The sequence below is a fragment of the Clostridium sp. CM042 genome (genome assembly GCF_055080995.1).
In genome coordinates this window covers 3,283,126-3,305,981 of record NZ_CM143646.1, presented here as the reverse complement: position 1 = coordinate 3,305,981, position 22,856 = coordinate 3,283,126, and the positions used below count along the sequence as shown (strand labels likewise).

The following is a 22,856-nucleotide window of genomic DNA, read 5'->3' as shown; positions in this document are numbered from 1 at the left end:
ATATAATTATTATAATATTGCTAATGCCTTTGCTACATTTCCCTTGCTCTTATCCAAGGCTTCTTTTGCTTTTTTAAGGGTTACATCTTTTTTAATTTTAACAATGCACACTTTAGGGTCATATTCACAGATTTCTAAATTTTTATTTACTAGGACATCATCTACACCTGTTGCAATCTTTACTATTTCACGTACACGTTGCTTTAGCTTTTTATTAATAGGTCGTACATTAACCATCAAGTTAGTATAAGTTTTGCCAAGTTTTATCATAGGCACAGTGCTTAACATATTTAAAACCATTTTTTGTGCGGTGCCCGCCTTCATTCTAGTGGACCCTAGTATTATTTCTGGTCCAACCTCTAGAGCTATAGTAACTTCGCAAATGCCTTTGATTTTACCATTTGAATTACATATAAGTCCTATAGTTTTGCAACCCATTTCTTTAGCGTATTCCATAGCAGCTGCAACATAAGGTGTATTTCCACTAGCTGTTACACCGACTATTACATCTTTTTTATTTATATTTACCTTTTCTAAATCTAGAATCGCCAGTTCTGGATCATCCTCTGTATGTTCAAGCCATCCACTTATTGCCTCTTTTCCACCAGAAATAATTCCTTGAACCATAGAATCATCGGTACCAAAGGTAGGAGGACATTCCGATGCATCCATTACTCCTAATTTTCCACTTGTGCCACTACCAATATAAAAAAGCCTCCCACCATCTTCAAAGCTTTCAACTATTAGTTCCACAGCTTTTTCTATATTACTTAACTCATTTTCAATAGCTGTAGCTACTTTTTTATCCTCATCATTCACTTTCTTAAGAATTTCAAAGGTGCTCATTGTATCTAAATTAAATTTGTTTTCATTATTTCCCTTCATAAAAAACCTCCTTATTTGTTGCTGGGATATATAACAATTCTGGATTGTTTTTCTCTTATTTTAAGTTTATTTGATATTTATATTTATCACTTCTATATATGGCTTTGGTATATTCAATTGGAGTTTCATTTTCTAAATAGGTGGTTCGCCTGAATATTAATGCCAAAGCATCATTTTCTTGATTTAGAAGCTTACCCTCATATAAGTTAAGCATTGTAGGTTCAATGATTTGTTTTGCTTTATCCAAATTATATCCATATTTTTCACGAAATATTTCATATAGTGATTTATCTTCAATAATTTCTCTAGTCATTCCATTAAATAGATAATATGGAAGCCATGCTGTTTCAATTGCTACTGGTTGTTCATCACTAAATCTCAGTCTTTTAATTTCAATAATTTTATTTTCATCTTCAGGCATTTCCAGCTCAAGCCTGCATTTCTTTGTTGCGTCCATTACCTTAAAAGATAATATTTTAGTTTTTGATACCACTCCATTTTCTTGCATTTGCTCAGTAAAACCTTTGAGGCGTGATATTTCGCTATTAACTTTTGCAGTAGACACAAAAGTACCTTTTCCCTGTTCTCTATAAATTAACCCCTCATTCACTAAGGACATAATAGCCTTATTTACGGTCATTCTGCTGACACCTTGAATTTCGCAAAGTTCTCTTTCTGTTGGAATTGATTCCCCGGGCTTTAAATCTTCATTTTCTATCATTTCTTGTAGTATTTCTTTTATCTGATAATGAAGTGGTATAGGATTATCCTTAGAAATCTTTTTCAAATTTTCCCCTCCTCAATTAGCAATAAATTTTAATGCAAATTTTTATGTACACAAACATAGTTTATGCGTTATCATGTTGTTATGTTGTATATACCAATTATATTTCAAATCCATTTTTTTTACAACCTATTTTTTTAAAAAAGGTTAACAAGAACTTTTCGTTCTTGTTAACCTTTTACTATTTTTAGCTACTAACTTTCATAGCTCTCATTGAATTTAACACTGCAATTAAAGCAACTCCTACATCACCAAAAACAGCTTCCCACATGGTTGAAATTCCAAAAACAGCCAATGTTAAGATAACTATTTTTACACTTAGTGCAAAAATAATATTTTGCATAACAATTCTTTTTGTTCTTCTAGCAATTTTTATAGCTTCAGCAATTTTTGATGGTTCATCTGTCATTATTACTATATCTGCAGCTTCTATAGCAGCATCAGAACCTACCCCGCCCATTGCAATCCCAATATCTGCTCTTGCGAGCACCGGTGCATCATTAATTCCATCTCCTACAAATACTATTTTTCCTTTAGGTGATTTTTCTTTTTGAAGCAATTCTAACTTTTCTACCTTATCGTGTGGAAGAAGTTCTGAATAAACTTCATCTGCACCAAGGATTTTTCCAATACTCGCCGCTATATCTTTATTGTCGCCAGTAAGCATTACTATTTTTTTAACGCCCATAGATTTCAAATCGACTATTGCTTGAATAGAGTCTTCTTTTATCTCATCTGAAATTATAATACTACCTGCATATTTCTTGTCTATAGCTACATATATTATTGTGCCTACATTTTCAGCTTTATTATAGGAAATTTTCTCACTATCCATTAACTTTGAATTACCAGCTAACACATATTTCCCTTTAACTTTAGCTCTAATACCTTTCCCAGCTATTTCTTCGACGCCTTCAATATCTTCGCTACGTATATCTTTACCATAAGCTTTTATTATAGATGTAGCAATGGGATGATTAGAATTGCTTTCCGCACATGCTGCATACTCTAATAATTCATCACTACTTATTTCACCTTCTGTATGCATCTGCGTAACCACAAATACTCCTTTAGTTAGTGTTCCTGTCTTATCAAAAATCACTACTTCAACGCTATTTAATGCCTCCAAGTAGTTGCCACCTTTAACCAAAATACCATTTTTAGATGCACCACCTATTCCTCCAAAAAATCCAAGTGGAATAGATATTACGAGTGCACAAGGGCAAGATACTACTAAAAATACCAACGCTTTATATATCCACTGCGTGAAAGTAGCCCCAGGTATTAAAAGTGGTGGAATTATTGCGAGTACTATTGCACTTATAACTACAATCGGTGTGTAATACCTTGCAAATTTAGTTATAAAATTTTCAGTTGGTGCTTTTTTGCTGCTAGCATTTTGCACTAAATCTAAAATTTTTGCAAGGGTTGATTCTTCAAATTCTTTCGCAACCTCTATAGTTAATAACCCATTTTTATTTATGCACCCTGCCAAAATTTCGTCTCCGCTTTTAACTTCTCTTGGAACTGATTCACCAGTTAATGCAGCTGTATCTACTAATGATTTTCCTTCTATAACAATACCATCTAATGGTACTTTTTCTCCTGGCTTTACTATTATAATATCCCCAATGTGTACTTCCTGCGGATCTACTTTTACAATTTCATCTTTAATTTTTTTATTTGCATAATCTGGCCTTATATCCATAAGCGCAGATATAGATTTTCTTGATTTATTCACAGCGATGTCTTGGAAAAATTCTCCTACTTGATAAAAAAGCATAACCCCAACGCCTTCTGAAAATTGTCCAATAGAAAAGGCTCCTACTGTAGCGAGTGCCATTAAGAAATTTTCATCAAAGACTTCTCCCCTTAATATATTTTTCACTGCAACTATTAGGACGTCTCCACCAATTAATAAATAACTTATGAGGAATAATGCAAATTCGATCCAATAGTCTAATTTAAATATAACTGCTATGATGAAAATTACTACACCTACAGAGAAACGTATAACTTTGCTTTTATTATTTCCTTCTTCCTCGTGTGCATGGCTGTGATCATGACCGTGATCATGACCATGGTTATGACCCTTTTCCTCATGTTTAAATGTTTTTACTTGTTTTACTATAAATTTAACACCAGGTTCTATTCTTTTAACTATTTTTTTTGCATCATCTATAACACTTGTTATTTTTTCTTCACTTTGAAATTGAATTACTAAGCTTTTAGTGACAAAATTTATATTTGCATCTAATACTCCATCTATTTTTTTACATTGAGCTTCAATTTTGTTTGCACAATTAGCACAACCTAGACCTTCTAAAATGAATTCTCTTTTTATTATAGTCTCCATTTTCTCCCCCGCTTTCAAAGTTTTTTATCTACTTTTATATCATGAATTTTTCTTTATGTAATAGAGTATTATCTAAGTTCCTTTATGTGTATAAGTCCTTGATCAAAAATTTGTTTAACATGCTGATCATCTAAAGAATAGTAGACAACCTTCCCCTCACGTCTATACTTAACAAGTCTAGCATTTTTAAGCACACGAAGTTGATGAGAAATAGCTGATTGAGTCATATTAAGAAGAGCAGCTATATCACAAACACACATTTCAGTTTCAAATAACACACAAAGAATTTTAATTCTCGTACCATCTCCAAAGACTTTAAAAAGCTCTGCTAAGTCATATAACGTTTCCTCACGTGGTATTGATTTTCTTACTTTTTCTACTACATCTTCATGTATATTAGAACAGGTACAAACCTCTATATTTTTTCCCATTTATTTCACTCCCTTCATATGAACACATGAATTGTTGTTCATATGTTCATTATATGTCACACATTTACACTTGTCAACATTCCTGGGAAATAATTGTGGATAGTTCATTAGTTTAATAAAACTTGTAATCAAAAAAATTAAAACTCCAATCATGTATTTATTAATGATTGGAGTTTTTAATTATTAATTATTAATAGTGCTTATGTTCTTGATAATCTCAGAAATAATATCGATTCTTTTAAACGGTGTCATAAGATAGTATCCATCTACATAAGGGTAGATTTCTTCTGCAATTTCAGTAGATATTTTAATTGCAAGAATCCTAGCTTCTTCTTTTGAAATATCCTTGTATAGTTCCATAATTTCCTCAGAAACACTTATTCCAGAAATTTCATTATTCATAAAGCAAGCATTCTTATAGCTTACAATCGGAATAATTCCACCTAATATCTTAGCAGGTAATTCACTACGTGCCTGTTTTAAATTTTCTACAGCCTGCTTTGTTAAAATTGGCTGTGTTAAAAACATAGTTACTCCACTTTCAATTTTCTTTTTTGCGTGTAATAGTTGGCTACTAAAATTAATAGCATTTACATTTAAAGCACCGCAAATGTTAAAAGGTGATGAAAATGTTATATCATTTAAATTAGTTATATAGTTAGCAAGTATTGCAGAATTAAAACTAAACATCCCCTTAACCTCGTCACGCTCTGCTGAGGGTATAGGGTCTCCTGTTACCACTAAAACGTTATTTACCCCCTCAATACTTAAACCTAGAAGTAATGCCTTTGTAGCATTAATATTTCTATCGCGACATGTCATATGTGGAATAGTTGTTATGTCCAGTTCTCTTTTCAACTTACAAGCGAGTAGACTACTATCTACCCTTACTCTTGCAATAGGACAATCTGCAATGGTTATTGCATCAACGCCATTCTCTTTAAGACTCTTAGCACTATTCATAAAAAATTCAATTCCTGTATCAAGTGGTGGGTCTAATTCTACCGCAATAATTTTTTTCCCAATTCTGATTTTTTCCAGGAGAAGGTTTTTAACGATTAATTTCTCAATTTTAACTTTTCCAGTTTTACTCGGAACAATTTCGCGTGTTGATAAACCTTTTATTTTTGCAACAGTTTCCCTTATAAATTCTGGAGTTGTACCGCAACAACCACCTACAATAGCCACACCTTGTTTTGCTATTTCTAGCATTTGCACAGCAAAATATTCTTTGGTATTATTAAAAAATGTACGATTATTTATTATTGTTGGATACCCCGAGTTTGGCATAACAGAAATAGTTTTATTTTCTATATTAAGAGTTTTAATATATTGAAGTAAATGATATGGCCCTGAAAAGCAGTTGAATCCACAGGCATCAATAGTTGGTATTTTCGAAACTCTCTCTATGAATTTTTCACCCGATATGCCAAGTCTCGTAAACCCTTCTGGCGAAACCGCAAGTTCCATCAAAATATATGTATTTGGATTTTTTTCCTTAATATACTTGGAAATCTCAGCAAGATATTCATCACTGCTAAAAGTTTCAAATATAAAATATGTTGCACCGAGATCTAAAAACAAATCTACTATTTCTTTGTATGCCTCCCATAAATCCATCATTTCTAAAAATGGTATTGGCCCAATATCAGCAAAAACTAAAACCTCAGTACCCTTTGTGGCTTCTCTTGCTATCTCATAACCTTTTACAATAACCTCTTTAACTGTATCAAAATCACTTTCAAGGCTAATTTTATTTGCTCCAAATGTATTGGTTTTAATTGCCTTGCAACCAGCATTTATATATTCCTTATGTATATTTAGTATGGTATTTTTATCATAAATATTTGCAAGTTCACATTTGGATAATGGATTTTCACAAACACTTGCATAATATGTCCCCATTGCGCCATCAAAAATTAACGGTTTTTCATTAATATTCATATATTCCCCCACTGAAGTTTTCTATTTATTATAGTATAGAACTCTCACTTATATAAGTTGGATACTTTCCTTCTGAAATGTCGTTAAATCATCTCCTGCGGAGCTGCAGTATTAACGACTTCAGAAGGATATTTATACTCCCACTGAAGTTTTCTATTTATTATAGTATAGAACTCTCACTTATATAAGTTGGATACTTTCCTTCTGAAATGTCGTTAAAACCATTTACGTGTTTCATTTAACATTTTAAAATTAGTTAAATCATAATGAAGTGGAGTTACAGTAACATACCCCTCTTTAAAATATATTGTGTCGGAATCATCCTCATGAATATCTATTACTTCACCCTTAATTTCATATTGAGTTTCATTATTTTCTCCAATAGTTTCTATATAACGATTGTTATACAATCTACTTCCAATTTTACATACTTTAATTCCTTTTATTTCATTCTCCTTTAGCATAGGAATATTCACATTTAACACAATATCATTCTTAATATTATTCTCTTTAGCCTTAAGCAATATCTCTCCAGCATATTTAGCTGCCATTTCATAAGTTTCAATATTTCGCTTAATTTCCATGGAAACCGCCATAGCTGGTATTTTATAAATAGTCGCTTCTATAGCTGCAGAAACTGTACCAGAATATAATACATCTGTACCTAAATTTAATCCTTTATTAATTCCCGATACTACCATATCAATTTTACTATCAATGAGCTTATTAATTGCTATTTTTACACAATCTGCTGGCGTCCCATCTACGCTAAAAGCTTTTGATTTTAACCCTTCAATTTTTGTTTCTCTAACAATAAGTGGCCTTGTAAGGGTTATGGAATGTCCGCAAGCGCTTTTTTCATTATATGGTGCTACAATAATTACTTCATGATTTTTTTCGAGTTCTTTAGCTAAAGCATATAACCCCTTTGCATTTATACCATCATCGTTTGTAAGCAATAATCTCATTTTCATTTCTCCTCCTATAATTAACTAAATTAGATAATAATTTTTAATTATCTATATTATAGCAAAATATAGCGCAACAGGATACAACACGTCCAAATATAATGGTAATTTCCCAAAATTTTGAAATAGTATGCTGTAATTTATAAATAAAAAGATTCAAGGGACTAATTAAAATTACTCCCTTGAATCTTTTTATTACTTTTATCTTTTTTTAGTAGGTACCATATGAATAGCTTCACCTTTTAACCCTAATACTGCTTCCTCAAAAGCTTCAGATAGTGTTGGATGAGCATGTATCATGCTAGCGATATTTGAAACATTCATATTATTATTTATAGCCATAGCCCCTTCATGAATTAAATCCGATGCATGAGGTCCCATTATATGCACTCCAATGATTGTATCCTCAAGCGTTGCTATAACCTTTACTAATCCTTCTCCTTCACCTAGTGCTAACGCCTTGCCATTAGCTCCAAATAAAAACTTACTTGTTTTATACTCTATTCCCTTTTCTTTGGCTTCGTTTTCTGTTATTCCTACGCAAGCTATCTCTGGGAATGCAAAAATGCAACTTGGTATTATTTCACTAGAATAAGGAGCAATATAACCCATAATCCTTTCAACCACTTTTTTACCTTGATGCGTTGCTGCATGAGCAAGCATACTTATTCCATTCACATCACCAATAGCATAAATACCTGGAATATTAGTTTCATAATTTTCATCTACCACAATAGCTCTTCTATTAAGCGATATACCCAAATTCTCAATATTAAGCCCTTCAGTCATAGGCGTTCTACCAACAGATAGCAGTACATTATCTGCCGTAAACACAATTTCTCCTTTTTTGCCGTCGGTAGTTACATTTAGCTGTTCATTAGATTTTTCAATACTAATTACCTTTGTATTGCTATTAATGTCTATACCTTTTCTTTTAAGTGAAACACTCAATCTCTTTGTTAAATCAGTATCAACTTGAGCAAGAATACTTGGCAAAAACTCTATAACGGTTACCTTTGATCCCAATGCATTAAATATACCTGCAAACTCAACACCTATAACTCCGCCACCTATAATGGCTAATTTATTAGGCACTTCTTTAAATTCTAATATATTTTCACTAGTAAATACTCCCGGTAGATCTATACCCGGTATATTAGGTATTAATGGAATAGACCCAGTTGCTATAATTATATTTTTCGTTGTTACTTCTCTTAATTCTCCATTTTTAAGAGAGATAGAAATTGTATTTTTATCTTTTATAAAAGCTGTACCTAAAATTACATCTATATTATTTGACTTTAATAATTGTTCTACACCGTTTACTAGCTGGTTAACTATTTTGTCTTTTCTATTTTGAATTTCTTCTACGCTAAAACTATAACTATCAACCACTATTCCAAATTCATTAATATTCTTTAAAGTATTTAAAATTTCAGCATTTCTATATAGCGCCTTTGTAGGAATGCATCCTCTATTTAAACATGTTCCACCAAGTTCACCTTTTTCTATAATGCAAACCTTCGCACCTAGCTGAGCTGCGCGAATAGCGGCAACATATCCCCCAGGCCCTCCCCCAATTATAACTATATCCTTCTCCATCACTGCTTCTCCTCCTATAAATGTAATTAAACTTCGGGATATCTTATCTACCCCGAAGTTATATTATTTAGTATATTTTAAAACTGGATATCTAGCAGCGTGAACTTCATCAAGCCTTCTAACAAGAGTATCATATGGAGCATCCTTTAGTAGCTGTGGATTTTCTATTGCTTCTTTTGAAATATTTATCATAGCTTCAATAAAATCATCCATAGTTTCAAGACTTTCTGTTTCCGTAGGTTCTATCATAATTGCATTATCTACAATTGTTGGAAAATATATTGTAGGCGGATGATATCCATAATCTAGAAGTCTCTTGGCAATATCTAATGTAGTTACTTCACTTAGCCCCTGCTTTAAACCACCTAAAACAAATTCATGCTTGCAAACTCTATCAATTGGTAAATAATAATAGTCCTTTAGTTTGCTTTTCATATAATTTGCATTAAGCACTGCCATCTCACTTGCCTTCTTTAGTCCATCAGCTCCCATTGAAAGTATATAACAATATGCTTTAACAAGCACTCCGAAGTTCCCATAGAAACTCTTTACCTTTCCAATAGATAATGGTTTATCGTAATTAAGAATAAATTTCCCTTCTACTTTTTCTATTATCGGAACAGGCAAATATTGCATAAATTCTTTTTTAACTCCTACTGGTCCACTTCCCGGTCCACCACCACCATGTGGGGTAGAAAATGTTTTATGAAGATTCATATGAACAACATCAAATCCCATATCTCCTGGTCTTGCTATACCCATAATTGCATTTAAATTTGCTCCATCATAATATACAAGTCCACCAGCTTCATGTACTAGATTTGTTATTTCTTTAATATTCTCATCAAATAGACCTAAGGTGTTTGGATTTGTTAGCATTAATCCTGCTATTTCATCGTTTAATACAGATTTCAAACTATCTAAGTCTACGCTACCTTTTTCATTAGATTTAACTTCTACAATTTCAAAGCCTGCTACGCTTGCACTAGCTGGGTTAGTTCCGTGAGCTGAATCTGGAACTATAATTTTTTTCCTTTTAAAATCTCCTTTATTTTCATGAAAAGCTTTTATAATCATAAGTCCAGTAAGCTCTCCATGAGCCCCTGCTGCAGGTTGAAGTGAGACCTGATCCATTCCGGATATCTCAGCTAATTTTTCACTAAGTTCATACATTAATTGTAAGGAACCTTGTACCGTTTTCTCACTTTGATAAGGATGGATCTGAGTAAATGAGGTCATAGACGCCATATCCTCGTTAATTTTCGGATTGTACTTCATAGTACACGAACCTAAAGGATAAAAGCCAGTATCTACCCCATAATTTTTATTAGACAATAGAGTGAAATGCCTTACAACATCTACTTCACTTACTTCCGGAAGGGATATATCTTTTTTGCTTAGTAAATGCTCAGGTATCATTTCGCTAATATCGATACTCTCTACATCACAACAAGGTAACGTATATCCTAGTCTTCCTTCTTTTGATATTTCAAATATTAATTTATTATATTGTTTCATTTTATCCCCTCCATTGCAGTTATTAGCTCACAAATTTCTGATTTTGTTCTTTTTTCTGTTACACAGAATAGTAGAGCATTTTTATGGTCAGGGTAATTTTTCTCTATATCATATCCACCAATTATGTTACTTTCTAATAATTTTTCATTAATAACACTAGCACTTTCACGTCCCTGAATCACAAATTCCTTAAAGAAAGGTTTATTAAATACTGGCTTGTATTTTTCTAATTTAACAATTTCATTAAAAGTATAGTGCGCCTTTTGAGTACTTTGATATGCCACTTCTTTTAATCCCTGTTTTCCCATAGTTGTAAGATAAATTGCAGCAGTTAATGCATTTAAAGCTTGATTTGAACATATATTAGAAGTTGCTTTTTCGCGTCTTATATGCTGTTCCCTAGCTTGAAGCGTTAATACAAAGGCTCTTTTACCATCTACATCAGTGGTCTGACCTACAATCCTTCCTGGCATTTTTCTCATAAGTTTTTTCGTCGTTGCCATGAATCCTAAATATGGTCCTCCAAAGTTCATTGCATTTCCAAGTGATTGACCTTCTCCTACCACAATATCTGCTCCTATTTCTCCTGGAGTTTTTAATATTGCAAGAGATATAGGATCTACACTCATTATTAGAATAGCCTTATTATCATGAGTAATTTTTTCAACCGACCTCATATCTTCAATTATTCCAAAGAAATTAGGGTTTTGAACTATAACTCCTGCAACACTGCTATCTACAAGTTCTTTTAATTTTATAGCATCAGTAACGCCATCCTTATCATCTACTTCTATTAGTTCTAATCCCTTAAATTTTGTATAGGTATGAATAACTTTTCTAATTTCCGGATGTACTGTTTTAGATACAATTATGGATTTTCTTTTTGTATGCTCAGCGGCCATAAAAGCTGCTTCAGCACAACTCGTAGCACCATCATACATAGATGCATTCGCAACGTCTAGTCCGGTCAAATTGCATATTAAGGTTTGATATTCAAAAATAGCCTGAAGAGTACCTTGGCTTATTTCTGGTTGATAAGGCGTATATGATGTATAAAATTCTGATCTTGAAACTATATGCTTTATTATAGAAGGTATATAATGATCGTAAACTCCAGCTCCTAAAAAACAAACTAACTCTTCAGCGCTTTTATTTTTATCACAAAGTGATTTTACGTGTTTTTGTACTTCCAGTTCTGACATGGGTGAATTTATATTTAGATTTCTATTTAATTTAAGGTCCTCTGGTATATCTTTAAACAATTCCTGTACAGACTCCGCACCCACACTTTTTAACATTACCTTTTCATCTTCTAAAGTATTAGGTATATAAGGAAACATCTTATTTCTCCTTACTGCAATATTCATTATATTGCTCTTCGTTCATAAGTTCTTTTAATTCTTCCTTATTTGTAATTTCTATAAGAAACATCCAATTTTCATAGCAGTCTTCATTTACTAATACTGGGTTATCAACTACAGCATCATTTACCTCTAAAATCTTTCCACTAAATGGAATATACATATCAGAAGCTGCTTTAACAGACTCAATGACCCCAAAAACATCCCCACTAGTAATTTCTGCATCTACCTCTGGTAGCTCAACAAAAACAATATCTCCTAAAGCATGTTGTGCATAATCAGAAATTCCAACGTATGCCTTATTACCTTTAATTTTTATCCATTCATGATCTTTACTATAAAATAATTCCTTTAATGTTTTCATTTAAAATCCCCCTAAATTTTATTTGTTATAATTTTTTTTATAGAATTTTTTACTTATTACCTCAGCTTTTAATGCTTTACCTCTAATCCCAATTTCAATTTCTGTACCTAATTCTGAGTATTTAGGATCTATTAAAGCAAGACCTATATTTTTCTTTAATGTAGGCGAGAAATATCCCGTTGTTACCACTCCGATTTTTTCTCCGCATGCAGTAACTTCATAACCATGTCTTGGAATTCCTCTATCCTTCATTTCAAAGCCTACCGATTTCCTCTTAAGACCTTGTTCTTTTTGCTTTAGAAGAGCTTCTTTTCCTATAAATCCAGTTTTCTTAAGCTTTACAAAAAATCCAAGTCCTGCTTCAAGCGGTGTAATATCTTGAGATAATTCATTTCCATATAAAGGGAGACAAGCTTCGAATCTTAAAGTGTCTCTGCAGCCGAGCCCTGTGGGTTTAAGTCCTTCTTCCTCACCTATATTAAGTAGTTTATGCCATAATTTTTCTATTTCCTTTGGGGAAGTGTATATTTCAAACCCATCCTCACCTGTATATCCTGTTCTTGAAATAAGACATTTTACACCATCTACAAGAACATCTCGTTTACAATAGAAAAATTTAATTTCATCTAAATCTATATCAGTTATTTTTTGAAGTATCTTTTGTGCCTTTGGTCCTTGAATCGCAACCTCTGCTACTTCATTTGAAATATTAGTGAGGTCCATATCATAGGATCCCTTATTGTCAATCATCCATTGAAAATCTTTCTCTATGTTTCCTGCATTTATAACAAGATAGAAATGTTCCTTACCAAATTTATATACTAAAAGGTCATCAACTACTCCTCCGTTTTCATAGCACATAAAAGTATATAGTATTTGATTATCTTCAAGTACCGCTATATCATTTGTAACTAAATTTTGTACAAATTCAAAGGCCTCGGCTCCTTTTGCTTCCACTTCTCCCATGTGTGACACATCAAAAAGTCCAGCAGCGGACCTTACAGCTTCATGTTCAGAAATTATCCCTTCAAACTGTATTGGCATTTGCCACCCAGCAAAATCAACTATTTTTCCACCATATTCTTTATAAACACTGTATAACGGCGTTTTCTTTAAATTTTTCAACATAATCCCCCCATTTTTGTAAAATATATGCATTGAAATATAAAAAAAATGATTGTTTTTTATTCTCTTTCATGTTTCATTATACTGCCTATTGGTATATAATTCAATTAAATATATATATTGGTTTATAATTTTAGATCAAATTTAATACAAGGAGGAAATATTATGATTTATATAAATAACACAAATACAAGCCCTTACTTTAACTTGGCAGCTGAAGAATATATTCTAAAAGAATTTAAAGAGGACTGTTTTATGCTCTGGAGGGATGAGCCTTGTATCATCGTCGGAAAAAACCAAAATACTCTATCAGAAATTAACCTAGATTATATAAAAACAAATAATATTCCTGTGGTAAGGAGATTATCTGGCGGGGGCACTGTTTTTCACGATTTAGGCAATTTGAATTTCACTTTCATCAAAAATAGTAGTGAAGAAAATTTTAATAATTTCAGAAAATTTACCTTGCCAATTTTAAATGTTTTAAACTCGCTTAAGATAAATGCAGAATTTAGTGGAAGAAATGATCTAACCATTGAAGGTAAAAAGTTCTCAGGCAATGCACAATATAATTACAAAAATAGAGTTCTTCATCATGGCACCTTGCTTTTTTCATCAAATATTACGGATTTATCAAAAGCATTACAAGCTAAACCTTTAAAATTTCAAGACAAGGGTATTAAATCCGTATTAAGTAGGGTAACTAATATAAGCTCCCACTTAAAACAGCCTCTATCTATCATGGATTTTAAAGAATTAATTATGAACTATATTATTACAGAAAATAATTCAGATTATTTGTATGAATTTACTCCCTATGATCTAAATAATATAAATAAGCTTGCAACCGAAAAATATTCCACTTGGGAATGGAATTTTGGTCATTCACCAAAATATAATTTCACAAATGAAAAGAAATTTTCATTTGGAGCCGTTGAATGTAATATTGAAGTACAACATGGAATAATAAAAGATATTACGATATATGGCGATTTCTTTAGCAAACTTGATATCTCAGACATAGAAGCTGCCCTTATAGGAGTAAATCATGTGGATTCTGATGTAAAAAAAGCACTTTCAGCCTTTAATATATCTGATTATTTCTCAAATGCAAATATAGAAGATATTTTAAGTTGTATGTTTTAAAAAAATCTTCTTGACTATATTTGAATTTGCTAATAAAATATAAAGAAATAATAAAATTTACATTTGGGATTATAATTATTTAAAATATTTTTATTGGAGCCACTTAGATTATTATCTAATGAAACTTTCAGATAAGAGGACATGTAGTAAAAATGCAGTGCTTTTGCCGCTTTTTTACTTCATGTCTTTATATATTTTAGCGACATTTCAGCTCTGCAGGAGATGATTTGACCCACTTAAATGAGTTTTCTATTATTTTAAGACTAACAAAAGAGAGGATGATTTATTCTGGAAGCGTCAAAAGAATTAAATTCTATCAATAATTCACCAAAAACACTAAAGAAAGAAATCGGCTTACTAGAAGCCATTACCCTAGTTATAGGTATGGTTATAGGTTCAGGAATTTTCTTTAAACCTTCTATTGTCTTTAAAAACGCAGGATCTCCAACCATGGGAATACTTGCTTGGGTAGCCGGTGGCATTGTAACTATGGCTTCTGGTCTTACTATAGCTGAAATAGCGGCAGCTATTCCAAAAACCGGAGGTATATTTATATATCTTAAAGAACTTTATGGAGAAAAATGGGCATTTTTATTTGGTTGGGTACAGACGGTTATTTATGTACCTGGGGCCGCTGCAGCACTCGCAATAGTTTTAGCAACTCAAGCTACTAATTTTGTACCTATGGGTCCAATCCAGCAAAAGCTATTTGCAATATTAATGATATTTGTTATAACCACTGCAAACGTGTTATCAACAAAGCTTGCTAGTAAAATTCAGTTTGTTGCAACTGTTGCAAAACTAATTCCAATTTTTATTATTATTGCTTTAGGCCTTATAAAAGGAACAGCTCACAGTTTTTCCGTGCCAGTAGGGACTGCGGCAGCCGGAGCTGGTTTTGGAGCAGCTATGCTTGGAACACTTTGGGCTTATGATGGCTGGGTAGGTGTAGGTAATATAGCAGGAGAACTTAAAAATCCTAAAAAAGACATACCAAAATCCATAATTTTAGGGCTAATCGTTATTATAACAGTATATGTTTTATTTAATTTAGCAATTATAAACATAATTCCTATAACAGCTGTTATAGGTTCTAATAAAGTGGCTTCTGATGTTGCAACAGTTTTATTTGGAAAATCTGGTTCATTGTTTATAACTGCTGGTATATTAATCTCAATCTTTGGAACATTAAATGGTTATCTAATGACAGGAGTTAGAATACCTTTTGCCATGGCTCAAGATAAACTTTTACCTTTTGATAAATTCCTCGGAAAAGTTAATCAAAAATATCAAACTCCATTAAACGCTTTTATTTTCGAGGCAGTACTAGCCTCTTTATATGTATTTAGCGGTTCTTTTGATACCTTAACTGATCTTGTTATATTTGTTTTATGGATTTTCTTCACAATGGCAGTAGCTGGTATCTTTATATTAAGAACAAAACATAAAGATTTAGAGAGACCTTATAAAGTACCCTTCTACCCAATAGTTCCACTCATCGGAATTACTGGAGGTATATACATCCTAGTAAGTACACTTTTAACTGATACTTCAAAAGCACTTATAGGACTTGCAATAACCTTAATTGGATTGCCTGTATATTGGTATATTACTAAAAAGAAATAATAAAAAATTAGAATACGATTCGTATGAAGTTTCTCCTGCATGTCACCAACTAAGAGTTTGAAACGTGAAATTCCATTAAGAAATTCTAATCTTTTGCCAATATAAAATTCTCTATCGCTCACATTCAGCTTACAGCCGGTTCGCTAGCCTTACTTCCAGTAAGTCTCACGAGAATTTTATATTGGCAAAAGAAGAATTTTAAATGGAATTTCAATGTTTCTGCTCTTCTTATTTGGTACATATCCTTTAAATTTAATATTTACAAAACAAGAATTTCCAAATGAGATTTTAAATTTTTCTCTATCAACCGGAAACTCAACATTAATTCTCAACTTTTAAAAAAGTTATCCACATTGTTTTCCGCAAGCTGTTTCATATATAATAAAAAATTATATTTTACTTTTTTTAAATTTTTCACGGCAAGTAAAATATATATCACTTAAAACACCTGTTAAAATATTCCACACTAAAAACGTCATAATCGTTTCCATTACAATTGTACTAATTGATTCCCCCCCATCGAAATTTATACCTAAAACTGCCCTAATGGAAAAAATAACATTAATTATTGGCAATATTAAACCAAGCCACTTATTTTCTCGTTTTGATAAAAATATTTGTAGTATAATAATCCCCGTCAAAAATATTATACCTATTAAAATAGTGGTGAAAATTATTATTTAAATCACTCTCCTTACTATATCTCGTGCGGCATTTTAACATCACATCTTATATGAATATAAAAATCGACTTATCTATTTAAGAAGAGTCGATTTTTATTGTACTTTAGAGTCTTTTTTAAAAAAAGTACTGCACTATTTTAATAATACAATACTTAATTATTTGTTATTTTTTGTTTACCGACGAAGTGAAGACCTCATCATCTTTAAAAGCGTCAGCCATATAACTTAACCCTCTCCCCATATTGGACCCAGTCTCTTTATTCTCTTCTTTTGGTTCGCTTAATTTCTTTTTTTCATTCAACTCATAACAAGTATTACACACATATTTATCTGAAATAAACTCACCTAAGGAAAACCCAATTTCTACACCACAAATAGCACATTTTTTTGACATATAAAATCGCCTCATTTCTCATATTATTTCATAGCTTCTCATCATTATATTTCTATTTTATATTATTATTCTTTATATTCTAATAAATCACCAGGTTGGCATTGCAATTCACGAGAAATAGCTTCAAGTGTAGAAAATCCAATTTCACAATAATTGTAATATTATATTCCTTTAGACAGTCGAGTCGTTTTCTTCTTTTATTTCAACTGCTTTTTTAAATATTTCTGCTAAAGCTAAAGCCATACAAGCTAACACAATATACATAAAAAAACTTCCTTTAAGTGACCCATATTTTGTAGCAAATATTTCTATACCAGCTTGTCTTTTGTAGTTCATGATTGCATCAAAAATAGCTATAGAAAACATATAATATCCAATTATTTTAAATCTCCTGACGTTGTCAAAACAAAATGGTGCTAATTTAGCACTACAAACAATTTTGCGTAGATTGTAAAGTATTAAAACGTAAATTAAATAAACTATAAAACTAATACCAATATTTATAGTAAATACAGCCTTTCCACCAAATAGTACATGTAATACACCCATTACTAATAAAAACCCTGATACAGTTAGTAAAACATCTAAAAGTACTTCGATAAAATTTATTGATAGAGACTTTTTCATAATTAAACATCTCCTTATAAAATACATTATTTACATTATATCAAAGTTTTTATTGAATAACAATATATATTATCGATATTCGATAATATCGCTTATCAAAATTAGCGCATCAATCGTAGATATACAATTGATGCACTATTTATGGATATTTTGTACCAATCAAATATTTTTTTTAGAATTGTTGTCTTTATTTTTCTGTGATTTATAGTTTGAAATACTACTCCAAAAAATGATAATAACAGAAACTAATATAGTAGCCTCAGTCCAACTTGGCATTCCTTTACTTCTTGCATATACAAAGGTTATTAAAGCAATAATAATTGTAAATACAGAAATAGTTAGTCCTACTTTTGAACTTTTCGTATTATCTTTCATAATAATCCTCCTTGTACACAAAATACAAATAATCCTCATTACACAGTTGAATACAACTGTGTATTCAATATTAATATATTTAATTCTGTAGTCATTATCTCTACTATTCCATAAAGATGTTCAAAATAAGCTCTAAATAATAAGTATTAGATTTCTCTGGAAGTAACTTCGCACCTAGGTGCGTTGCAATAAGAAACGCAGAAACATTGAAATTTCATTTAGAAATTCTTCTTTTGACAATATAAAATTCTCGTAAGCCTCACAGGAAGCATAACAATTAATAATTGTTATGTGCCCCAAACGCATACCAAGAGGTCAGGCTAGTGAACCCGAGACAGGACGTCGAGTGTGAACATTAGAGAATTTTATATTCGCAAAAGATTAGAATTACTTAATCAATTTCCAGTTTTAAGTTCTTATTTGAAGGCACGCAGGAGAAACTTCATACTTTTTTATATCTCTTTTTCTAACATTTCTAATAATTCATCAAATCTTCTTATAGTATCCTCTAAAGGTTTTGGTGATGACATATCTACCCCTGCTTTTTTAAGTATATTTATTGGATAGTCACTTCCACCGCTCTTTAAGAATCCTTTATATCTTTCTACAGCGCTTTCGCCCTCTTCAACTATCATTTTACTGAAAGAATTAGCTGCTGCAAAACCTGTAGTATATTGATATACATAGAAGTCGCTGTAGAAGTGAGGAATTCTTGCCCATTCCATATCAATACCCTCATCTACCACCATATCTTTTCCAAAATATTTTTGGTTTAAATCATGATAAATTTTACATAAATCCTCTGGAGATAATGGGTTGCCCTGTTCAATATTTTCATGGGTTATTTTTTCAAACTCTGCAAACATACATTGTCTAAATACTGTAGTTCTTATTCCTTCCAATTGCTGATTTATTAAGAATAATCTTTTATTCTTATCCGTCTCATTTTTAATTAAATAATCTATTAGTAAACATTCATTAGTTGTAGATGCTACTTCCGCACAGAATAACTCATACTCTGAATATATATATGGTTGATTCTTCCTTGAATAATACGAATGAATAGAGTGACCCATTTCATGAGCGAGCGTAGATACGTCATTTAATTGGTTATTATAATTCAAAAGTACGTATGGCATACTGTCATAGCATCCCGAGGAATATGCCCCAGAACGTTTACCCTTATTTTCAAATACATCTACCCAGCCTTCATTAATTCCTTCTTTAAATATATTTAAATATTCTTGACCCAAAGGTTTAATACCATCTAATGCTATTTTAACAGCATCTTCATACTTAATACTGTCTTGCACTGCATCAACTATCGGCACATATAAATCATACATATGAATTTCATCAAGCCCTAACAGTTTCTTTTTAAGGCTTACATATTTATGGAGGGAGTCTAAATTGTTGTTTATAGTATCCACCACATTATGATAAACCTCTACTGGAATATTATTAGGCTTTAAAGAACTTTCTAATGCTGATGCATAATTTCTTGTTTTTGCATTAAATACAAAGTTTTTTATTGATGATGTTAAAGATGTTGTTAACGTATTTCTAAACCCCTTATATGTTCCAAATAATGTTTCAAAGGCATCTTTTCTTACTCTTCTATCCTTCGATTTTATAAAAATACCGTAGTTTCCTTCTGTTAATTCAATTTCATTACCTTTTTCATCTTTTATACTTGGAAACGTCATATCTGCATTTGTAAGCATTTCAAATATATTTCCCGGGGCATTTAAACAATCACTAACAGAGCCTAATAGCTTTTCTCCCTCTGCACTTAATGTATGAGGCTTTTGACTTAAAATATCTACTAAGTAGAATTCGTAAATTTTAAGTTCTGGAAGCTTACAAATTGCCTCATCTATAAAGCCCTCTTTTAATAGTAATAGTTCAGGAACAAAAAATGCAGTGACACTCGAAACTTCTGCGGCATATGAATCAATCTTATTTTTAAGTACCTGAAACTCTGCCTTAGCTGTATCCTCATCCCCTCTTAAATGTGCATATACAAGCAATTTATCTAGAAGTCTTTGAATCTCTACATTGCTTTCTAAAAATGATAATAACTCCTCAGCAGTGCCCAGTTTCCCTGAAAATCTTTGCATTTCTGGTGCTTTAGATTTTAGTATTTCAAAATCTTCTTCCCACGCCGCAGAACTCTTATACATCTTTTGGACGTTCCACTTGTACATGTTGTCAATTTCATCTCTTGTTTTAAGTTTTTTAACTTCACTCACTAAAATCCCCTTCTTTCATATCATTAAATTACATTTTATAAATATTTTACCATATGTTACTAAGAAAATCTATTAAAAGTAGATATTAAATTTTGCTATCAATAGAACCTAAAAAAGATGACTCCTGTTTACAATACAGAAATCATCTTCTTAATTCAGCATAGACTTTTTTAAAAATCTATGCTTCTTGTAGCTCTATTAAATAAAACTATTATTAATTATTTTTACTTATAATTTTATTCAAATTTAAAGTTTTTGAATTTATCTCCTAATATATCTCCTAAAGTTAATCCAGCTTCTTCTTCTTGCTTATATTGTGAAAAATCTTCGTTTCCTCTTGCTGCTTCTCTAATACTTAGACTTATTCTTCTATCTTTTTCGTTTATTTCACCGATTTTAACTTTTACAACTTCTCCAACTTTTAATACGTCAGAAACTTTTGCTATACGTTCCTCTGATATTTCTGATAAATGAACTAGTCCTTCTACTCCTGATTCAAGTTGTACAAAAGCACCGAAATCCATCAATTTTACAACAGTTCCTTCTACTATAGCACCAGGCTTGTAGTTGCTTACTATATTCTTCCATGGGTTTCCTACTTCTGATTTAAGTCCTAAAGATATTCTTCCTTTTTCTTTATCAAAATCTAAAATAGTAACTTCGACTTCATCTCCAACTGACACTACCTCTGATGGATCTTGAATTCTTTTCCATGATAATTGTGAAACGTGAATAAGACCATCAATGCCACCTAAATCTACAAAAGCACCAAATTTAGCAAGTCTAGTTATAACACCGTTTCTCTTGTCGCCCTTTTTGAGCTCATTCCAAATTATATCTTTCTTACCTTCATTTTCTTCTTTTTCTATTACTCTTCTTGATAGAACTATGTTTTTATTTTCTTTATCAAGTTCTATTATTTTAACTTCTAAAGTTTTGCCTTTAAAGTCTTCTAGGTTTTCTATATATGAATCTGAGATTTGTGACGCAGGTATAAATGCTCTAACTCCATCAATATAAGCCGTAACTCCGCCTTTTACTATATCGCTAACTGTTACTTCTAAGGTTTTATTTTCATCTACGATTTCCTGGAATTTTTCCCATACTTTAACGCTATCTTCTCTTTTTTTAGCTAAAAGCACGTCATCAGTATTATCCATCGCATCTTTCATTGTAATTTCTTCACTACTATCTACTGTCATATCTTTCATTATAACTTCTTCTTTATTATCTGTTGTCATATAAATACACTCCTCTTATTGCATAATTGTTGCTAAAAATATTTTTAAATTATTTATAGTCTACTATAGTGTATTCTATAAATAATCATTGAAATCCTGCGTATTTTCAAAATACGCCTTTTTATACAGTTATTTTTTAAAAATAACTTCTTTATTATATCATACTTCACCTATACATAACGTCATACCATCTAATTTCATCTTATTTTTTATAATCCTTGCACCACTAAGCTCTACACAAGGCTCACAAACAGCTCTAACTCCAATAGTTTTTTCAACGAAATCACTGCCGTAAAATTTATGTTGTACTTGCTTTATATCTTCTGCAGTAAATATTTTAAGTTGGCATTTAAAATAATTTACTAGCGCATTTATTGCTACCTCATCTTTTTTTATCAAAATCGTCGTTATAGACTTTATAGACCTAATATCTATATTATATTCTTTAAGAATTCTTAATACAGTTTGTTGCATTTTCTGGGTTGAAAAATCTTTTCTACATCCTATACCTAGTACGATATTTCTTCTTATTAATTTAAGCGTCGGCACTATATGTCCCTTTAAATGATTATCGATAGTCTCTGAGCTACAAATGTATAGTAATCCACTAATATCCTCTAAATTACTACTATATCCAGCGGGCGTTTTTACTATTCCACTTTCATCAAAAAATCCAATTTTTTTTCCTTCTACTAAAAGAGCCGCTATATCTTTTGCTTTTTTCAAATCTTCAATTATAAGCCCATTATCTTTTGCTATCATATCTGGAGCATAAATCCCTAAATTATCTGTAGCAGTAGTTATTATAGCTTGTGATTCGAGAAGCTTACTAACCTTTAATGTAAGCTCATTTGCCCCTCCTAAATGACCACTTAAAAGACTTATAACATAATTACAAGAATTATCTATAACTAATACTGCAGGGTCCACATCCTTACTTTTTATATATGGTGCTATAGCTCTAACTGCAATACCTGTAGAACTTATAAATATTACACCTCTATAGTTTTCCATTACATTTTTACTAACTTCCTTAAAATTAAAATCACTTTGCTTTTTCTTTGAATATAAATCAATGTTAAGGCTTGAAGCTAAAATTTTAGCTATTTGATCTCCCTTTTCTGTAAATGTAATAACTGCATATTTCATTTTTTCACCATTCCTATTATATATC

The 22,856-nt window shown here is 31.4% G+C and carries 21 protein-coding genes; 2 read left to right on the top strand and 19 right to left on the bottom strand.

What is annotated here, in order from left to right; all coding sequences use genetic code 11:
* Nucleotides 1-9: 9 nt before the first annotated feature.
* The 11 genes from murQ to gcvT all read right to left on the bottom strand — a co-directional run bounded on the left by murQ (nt 10) and on the right by gcvT (nt 13,338).
* Nucleotides 10-915: an N-acetylmuramic acid 6-phosphate etherase gene (gene murQ, locus ACWJJ7_RS15770; protein WP_462965021.1), complete on the bottom strand. Its 906-nt coding sequence runs from the start codon at nt 913-915 to the stop codon at nt 10-12.
* Nucleotides 916-940: 25 nt separating this feature from the next.
* On the bottom strand, nt 941-1,672 hold the full coding sequence (locus tag ACWJJ7_RS15765; protein ID WP_462962916.1) for a GntR family transcriptional regulator: 732 nt from the start codon (nt 1,670-1,672) through the stop codon (nt 941-943).
* 184 nt (nt 1,673-1,856) lie between these two features.
* Nucleotides 1,857-4,025, bottom strand: a complete 2,169-nt coding sequence (locus tag ACWJJ7_RS15760; protein WP_462962915.1) for a heavy metal translocating P-type ATPase — start codon at nt 4,023-4,025, stop codon at nt 1,857-1,859.
* Between the two features lie 68 nt (nt 4,026-4,093).
* A complete protein-coding gene (locus tag ACWJJ7_RS15755; protein ID WP_165411667.1) occupies nt 4,094-4,456 on the bottom strand; it encodes an ArsR/SmtB family transcription factor in 363 nt (120 codons plus the stop codon).
* 183 nt (nt 4,457-4,639) lie between these two features.
* Entirely contained in the window at nt 4,640-6,400 is a 1,761-nt protein-coding gene (locus ACWJJ7_RS15750) for a bifunctional homocysteine S-methyltransferase/methylenetetrahydrofolate reductase (RefSeq protein ID WP_462962914.1), read from the bottom strand.
* A gap of 215 nt (nt 6,401-6,615) precedes the next feature.
* Nucleotides 6,616-7,368, bottom strand: coding sequence for a 5'/3'-nucleotidase SurE (gene surE / locus ACWJJ7_RS15745; RefSeq protein WP_462965020.1), 753 nt, complete (start codon nt 7,366-7,368; stop codon nt 6,616-6,618).
* A gap of 201 nt (nt 7,369-7,569) precedes the next feature.
* A complete protein-coding gene (gene lpdA / locus ACWJJ7_RS15740) occupies nt 7,570-8,970 on the bottom strand; it encodes a dihydrolipoyl dehydrogenase (protein WP_462965019.1) in 1,401 nt (466 codons plus the stop codon).
* Nucleotides 8,971-9,033: 63 nt separating this feature from the next.
* Nucleotides 9,034-10,488, bottom strand: coding sequence for an aminomethyl-transferring glycine dehydrogenase subunit GcvPB (gene gcvPB / locus ACWJJ7_RS15735; RefSeq protein WP_462962913.1), 1,455 nt, complete (start codon nt 10,486-10,488; stop codon nt 9,034-9,036).
* Nucleotides 10,485-11,828 carry an aminomethyl-transferring glycine dehydrogenase subunit GcvPA gene (gene gcvPA / locus ACWJJ7_RS15730; protein WP_462962912.1) on the bottom strand — a complete coding sequence of 448 codons (1,344 nt, stop codon included), beginning with the start codon at nt 11,826-11,828 and terminating at the stop codon, nt 10,485-10,487. The genes gcvPB and gcvPA overlap by 4 nt, the downstream gene beginning before the upstream one ends.
* A gap of 1 nt (nt 11,829) precedes the next feature.
* Nucleotides 11,830-12,213, bottom strand: a complete 384-nt coding sequence (gene gcvH, locus ACWJJ7_RS15725) for a glycine cleavage system protein GcvH (RefSeq protein WP_165411662.1) — start codon at nt 12,211-12,213, stop codon at nt 11,830-11,832.
* An 18-nt stretch (nt 12,214-12,231) separates the two neighbouring features.
* The gene (gcvT, locus tag ACWJJ7_RS15720) at nt 12,232-13,338 is read right to left on the bottom strand and encodes a glycine cleavage system aminomethyltransferase GcvT (protein WP_462962911.1); all 1,107 of its coding nucleotides are present in this window, start codon (nt 13,336-13,338) and stop codon (nt 12,232-12,234) included.
* Nucleotides 13,339-13,503: 165 nt separating this feature from the next.
* On the opposite strand from gcvT, the gene ACWJJ7_RS15715 reads away from it, so the two are divergent.
* Nucleotides 13,504-14,484: a lipoate--protein ligase gene (locus ACWJJ7_RS15715; protein ID WP_462962910.1), complete on the top strand. Its 981-nt coding sequence runs from the start codon at nt 13,504-13,506 to the stop codon at nt 14,482-14,484.
* A gap of 288 nt (nt 14,485-14,772) precedes the next feature.
* The gene (locus tag ACWJJ7_RS15710; RefSeq protein ID WP_462965018.1) at nt 14,773-16,110 is read left to right on the top strand and encodes an APC family permease; all 1,338 of its coding nucleotides are present in this window, start codon (nt 14,773-14,775) and stop codon (nt 16,108-16,110) included.
* Nucleotides 16,111-16,286: 176 nt separating this feature from the next.
* On the opposite strand, the gene ACWJJ7_RS15705 is transcribed toward ACWJJ7_RS15710, so the two are convergent.
* The 8 genes from ACWJJ7_RS15705 to cbiG form a co-directional block, all read right to left on the bottom strand.
* A complete protein-coding gene (locus ACWJJ7_RS15705; RefSeq protein ID WP_462962909.1) occupies nt 16,287-16,442 on the bottom strand; it encodes a hypothetical protein in 156 nt (51 codons plus the stop codon).
* Between the two features lie 514 nt (nt 16,443-16,956).
* Nucleotides 16,957-17,187, bottom strand: coding sequence for a hypothetical protein (locus tag ACWJJ7_RS15700; RefSeq protein WP_462962908.1), 231 nt, complete (start codon nt 17,185-17,187; stop codon nt 16,957-16,959).
* Between the two features lie 65 nt (nt 17,188-17,252).
* On the bottom strand, nt 17,253-17,330 hold the full coding sequence (locus tag ACWJJ7_RS15695) for a helix-turn-helix domain-containing protein (protein WP_462965017.1): 78 nt from the start codon (nt 17,328-17,330) through the stop codon (nt 17,253-17,255).
* 28 nt (nt 17,331-17,358) lie between these two features.
* A complete protein-coding gene (locus tag ACWJJ7_RS15690) occupies nt 17,359-17,814 on the bottom strand; it encodes a DUF2975 domain-containing protein (protein ID WP_462962907.1) in 456 nt (151 codons plus the stop codon).
* A 159-nt stretch (nt 17,815-17,973) separates the two neighbouring features.
* Nucleotides 17,974-18,189, bottom strand: a complete 216-nt coding sequence (locus tag ACWJJ7_RS15685; RefSeq protein ID WP_462962906.1) for a hypothetical protein — start codon at nt 18,187-18,189, stop codon at nt 17,974-17,976.
* A gap of 452 nt (nt 18,190-18,641) precedes the next feature.
* Complete coding sequence (pepF, locus tag ACWJJ7_RS15680; RefSeq protein WP_462962905.1) at nt 18,642-20,441, bottom strand: oligoendopeptidase F; 1,800 nt, start codon at nt 20,439-20,441, stop codon at nt 18,642-18,644.
* A gap of 236 nt (nt 20,442-20,677) precedes the next feature.
* Nucleotides 20,678-21,682 carry a 30S ribosomal protein S1 gene (rpsA, locus tag ACWJJ7_RS15675; protein ID WP_462962904.1) on the bottom strand — a complete coding sequence of 335 codons (1,005 nt, stop codon included), beginning with the start codon at nt 21,680-21,682 and terminating at the stop codon, nt 20,678-20,680.
* Between the two features lie 159 nt (nt 21,683-21,841).
* On the bottom strand, nt 21,842-22,831 hold the full coding sequence (cbiG, locus tag ACWJJ7_RS15670) for a cobalt-precorrin 5A hydrolase (RefSeq protein ID WP_462962903.1): 990 nt from the start codon (nt 22,829-22,831) through the stop codon (nt 21,842-21,844).
* Nucleotides 22,832-22,856: the final 25 nt, after the last annotated feature.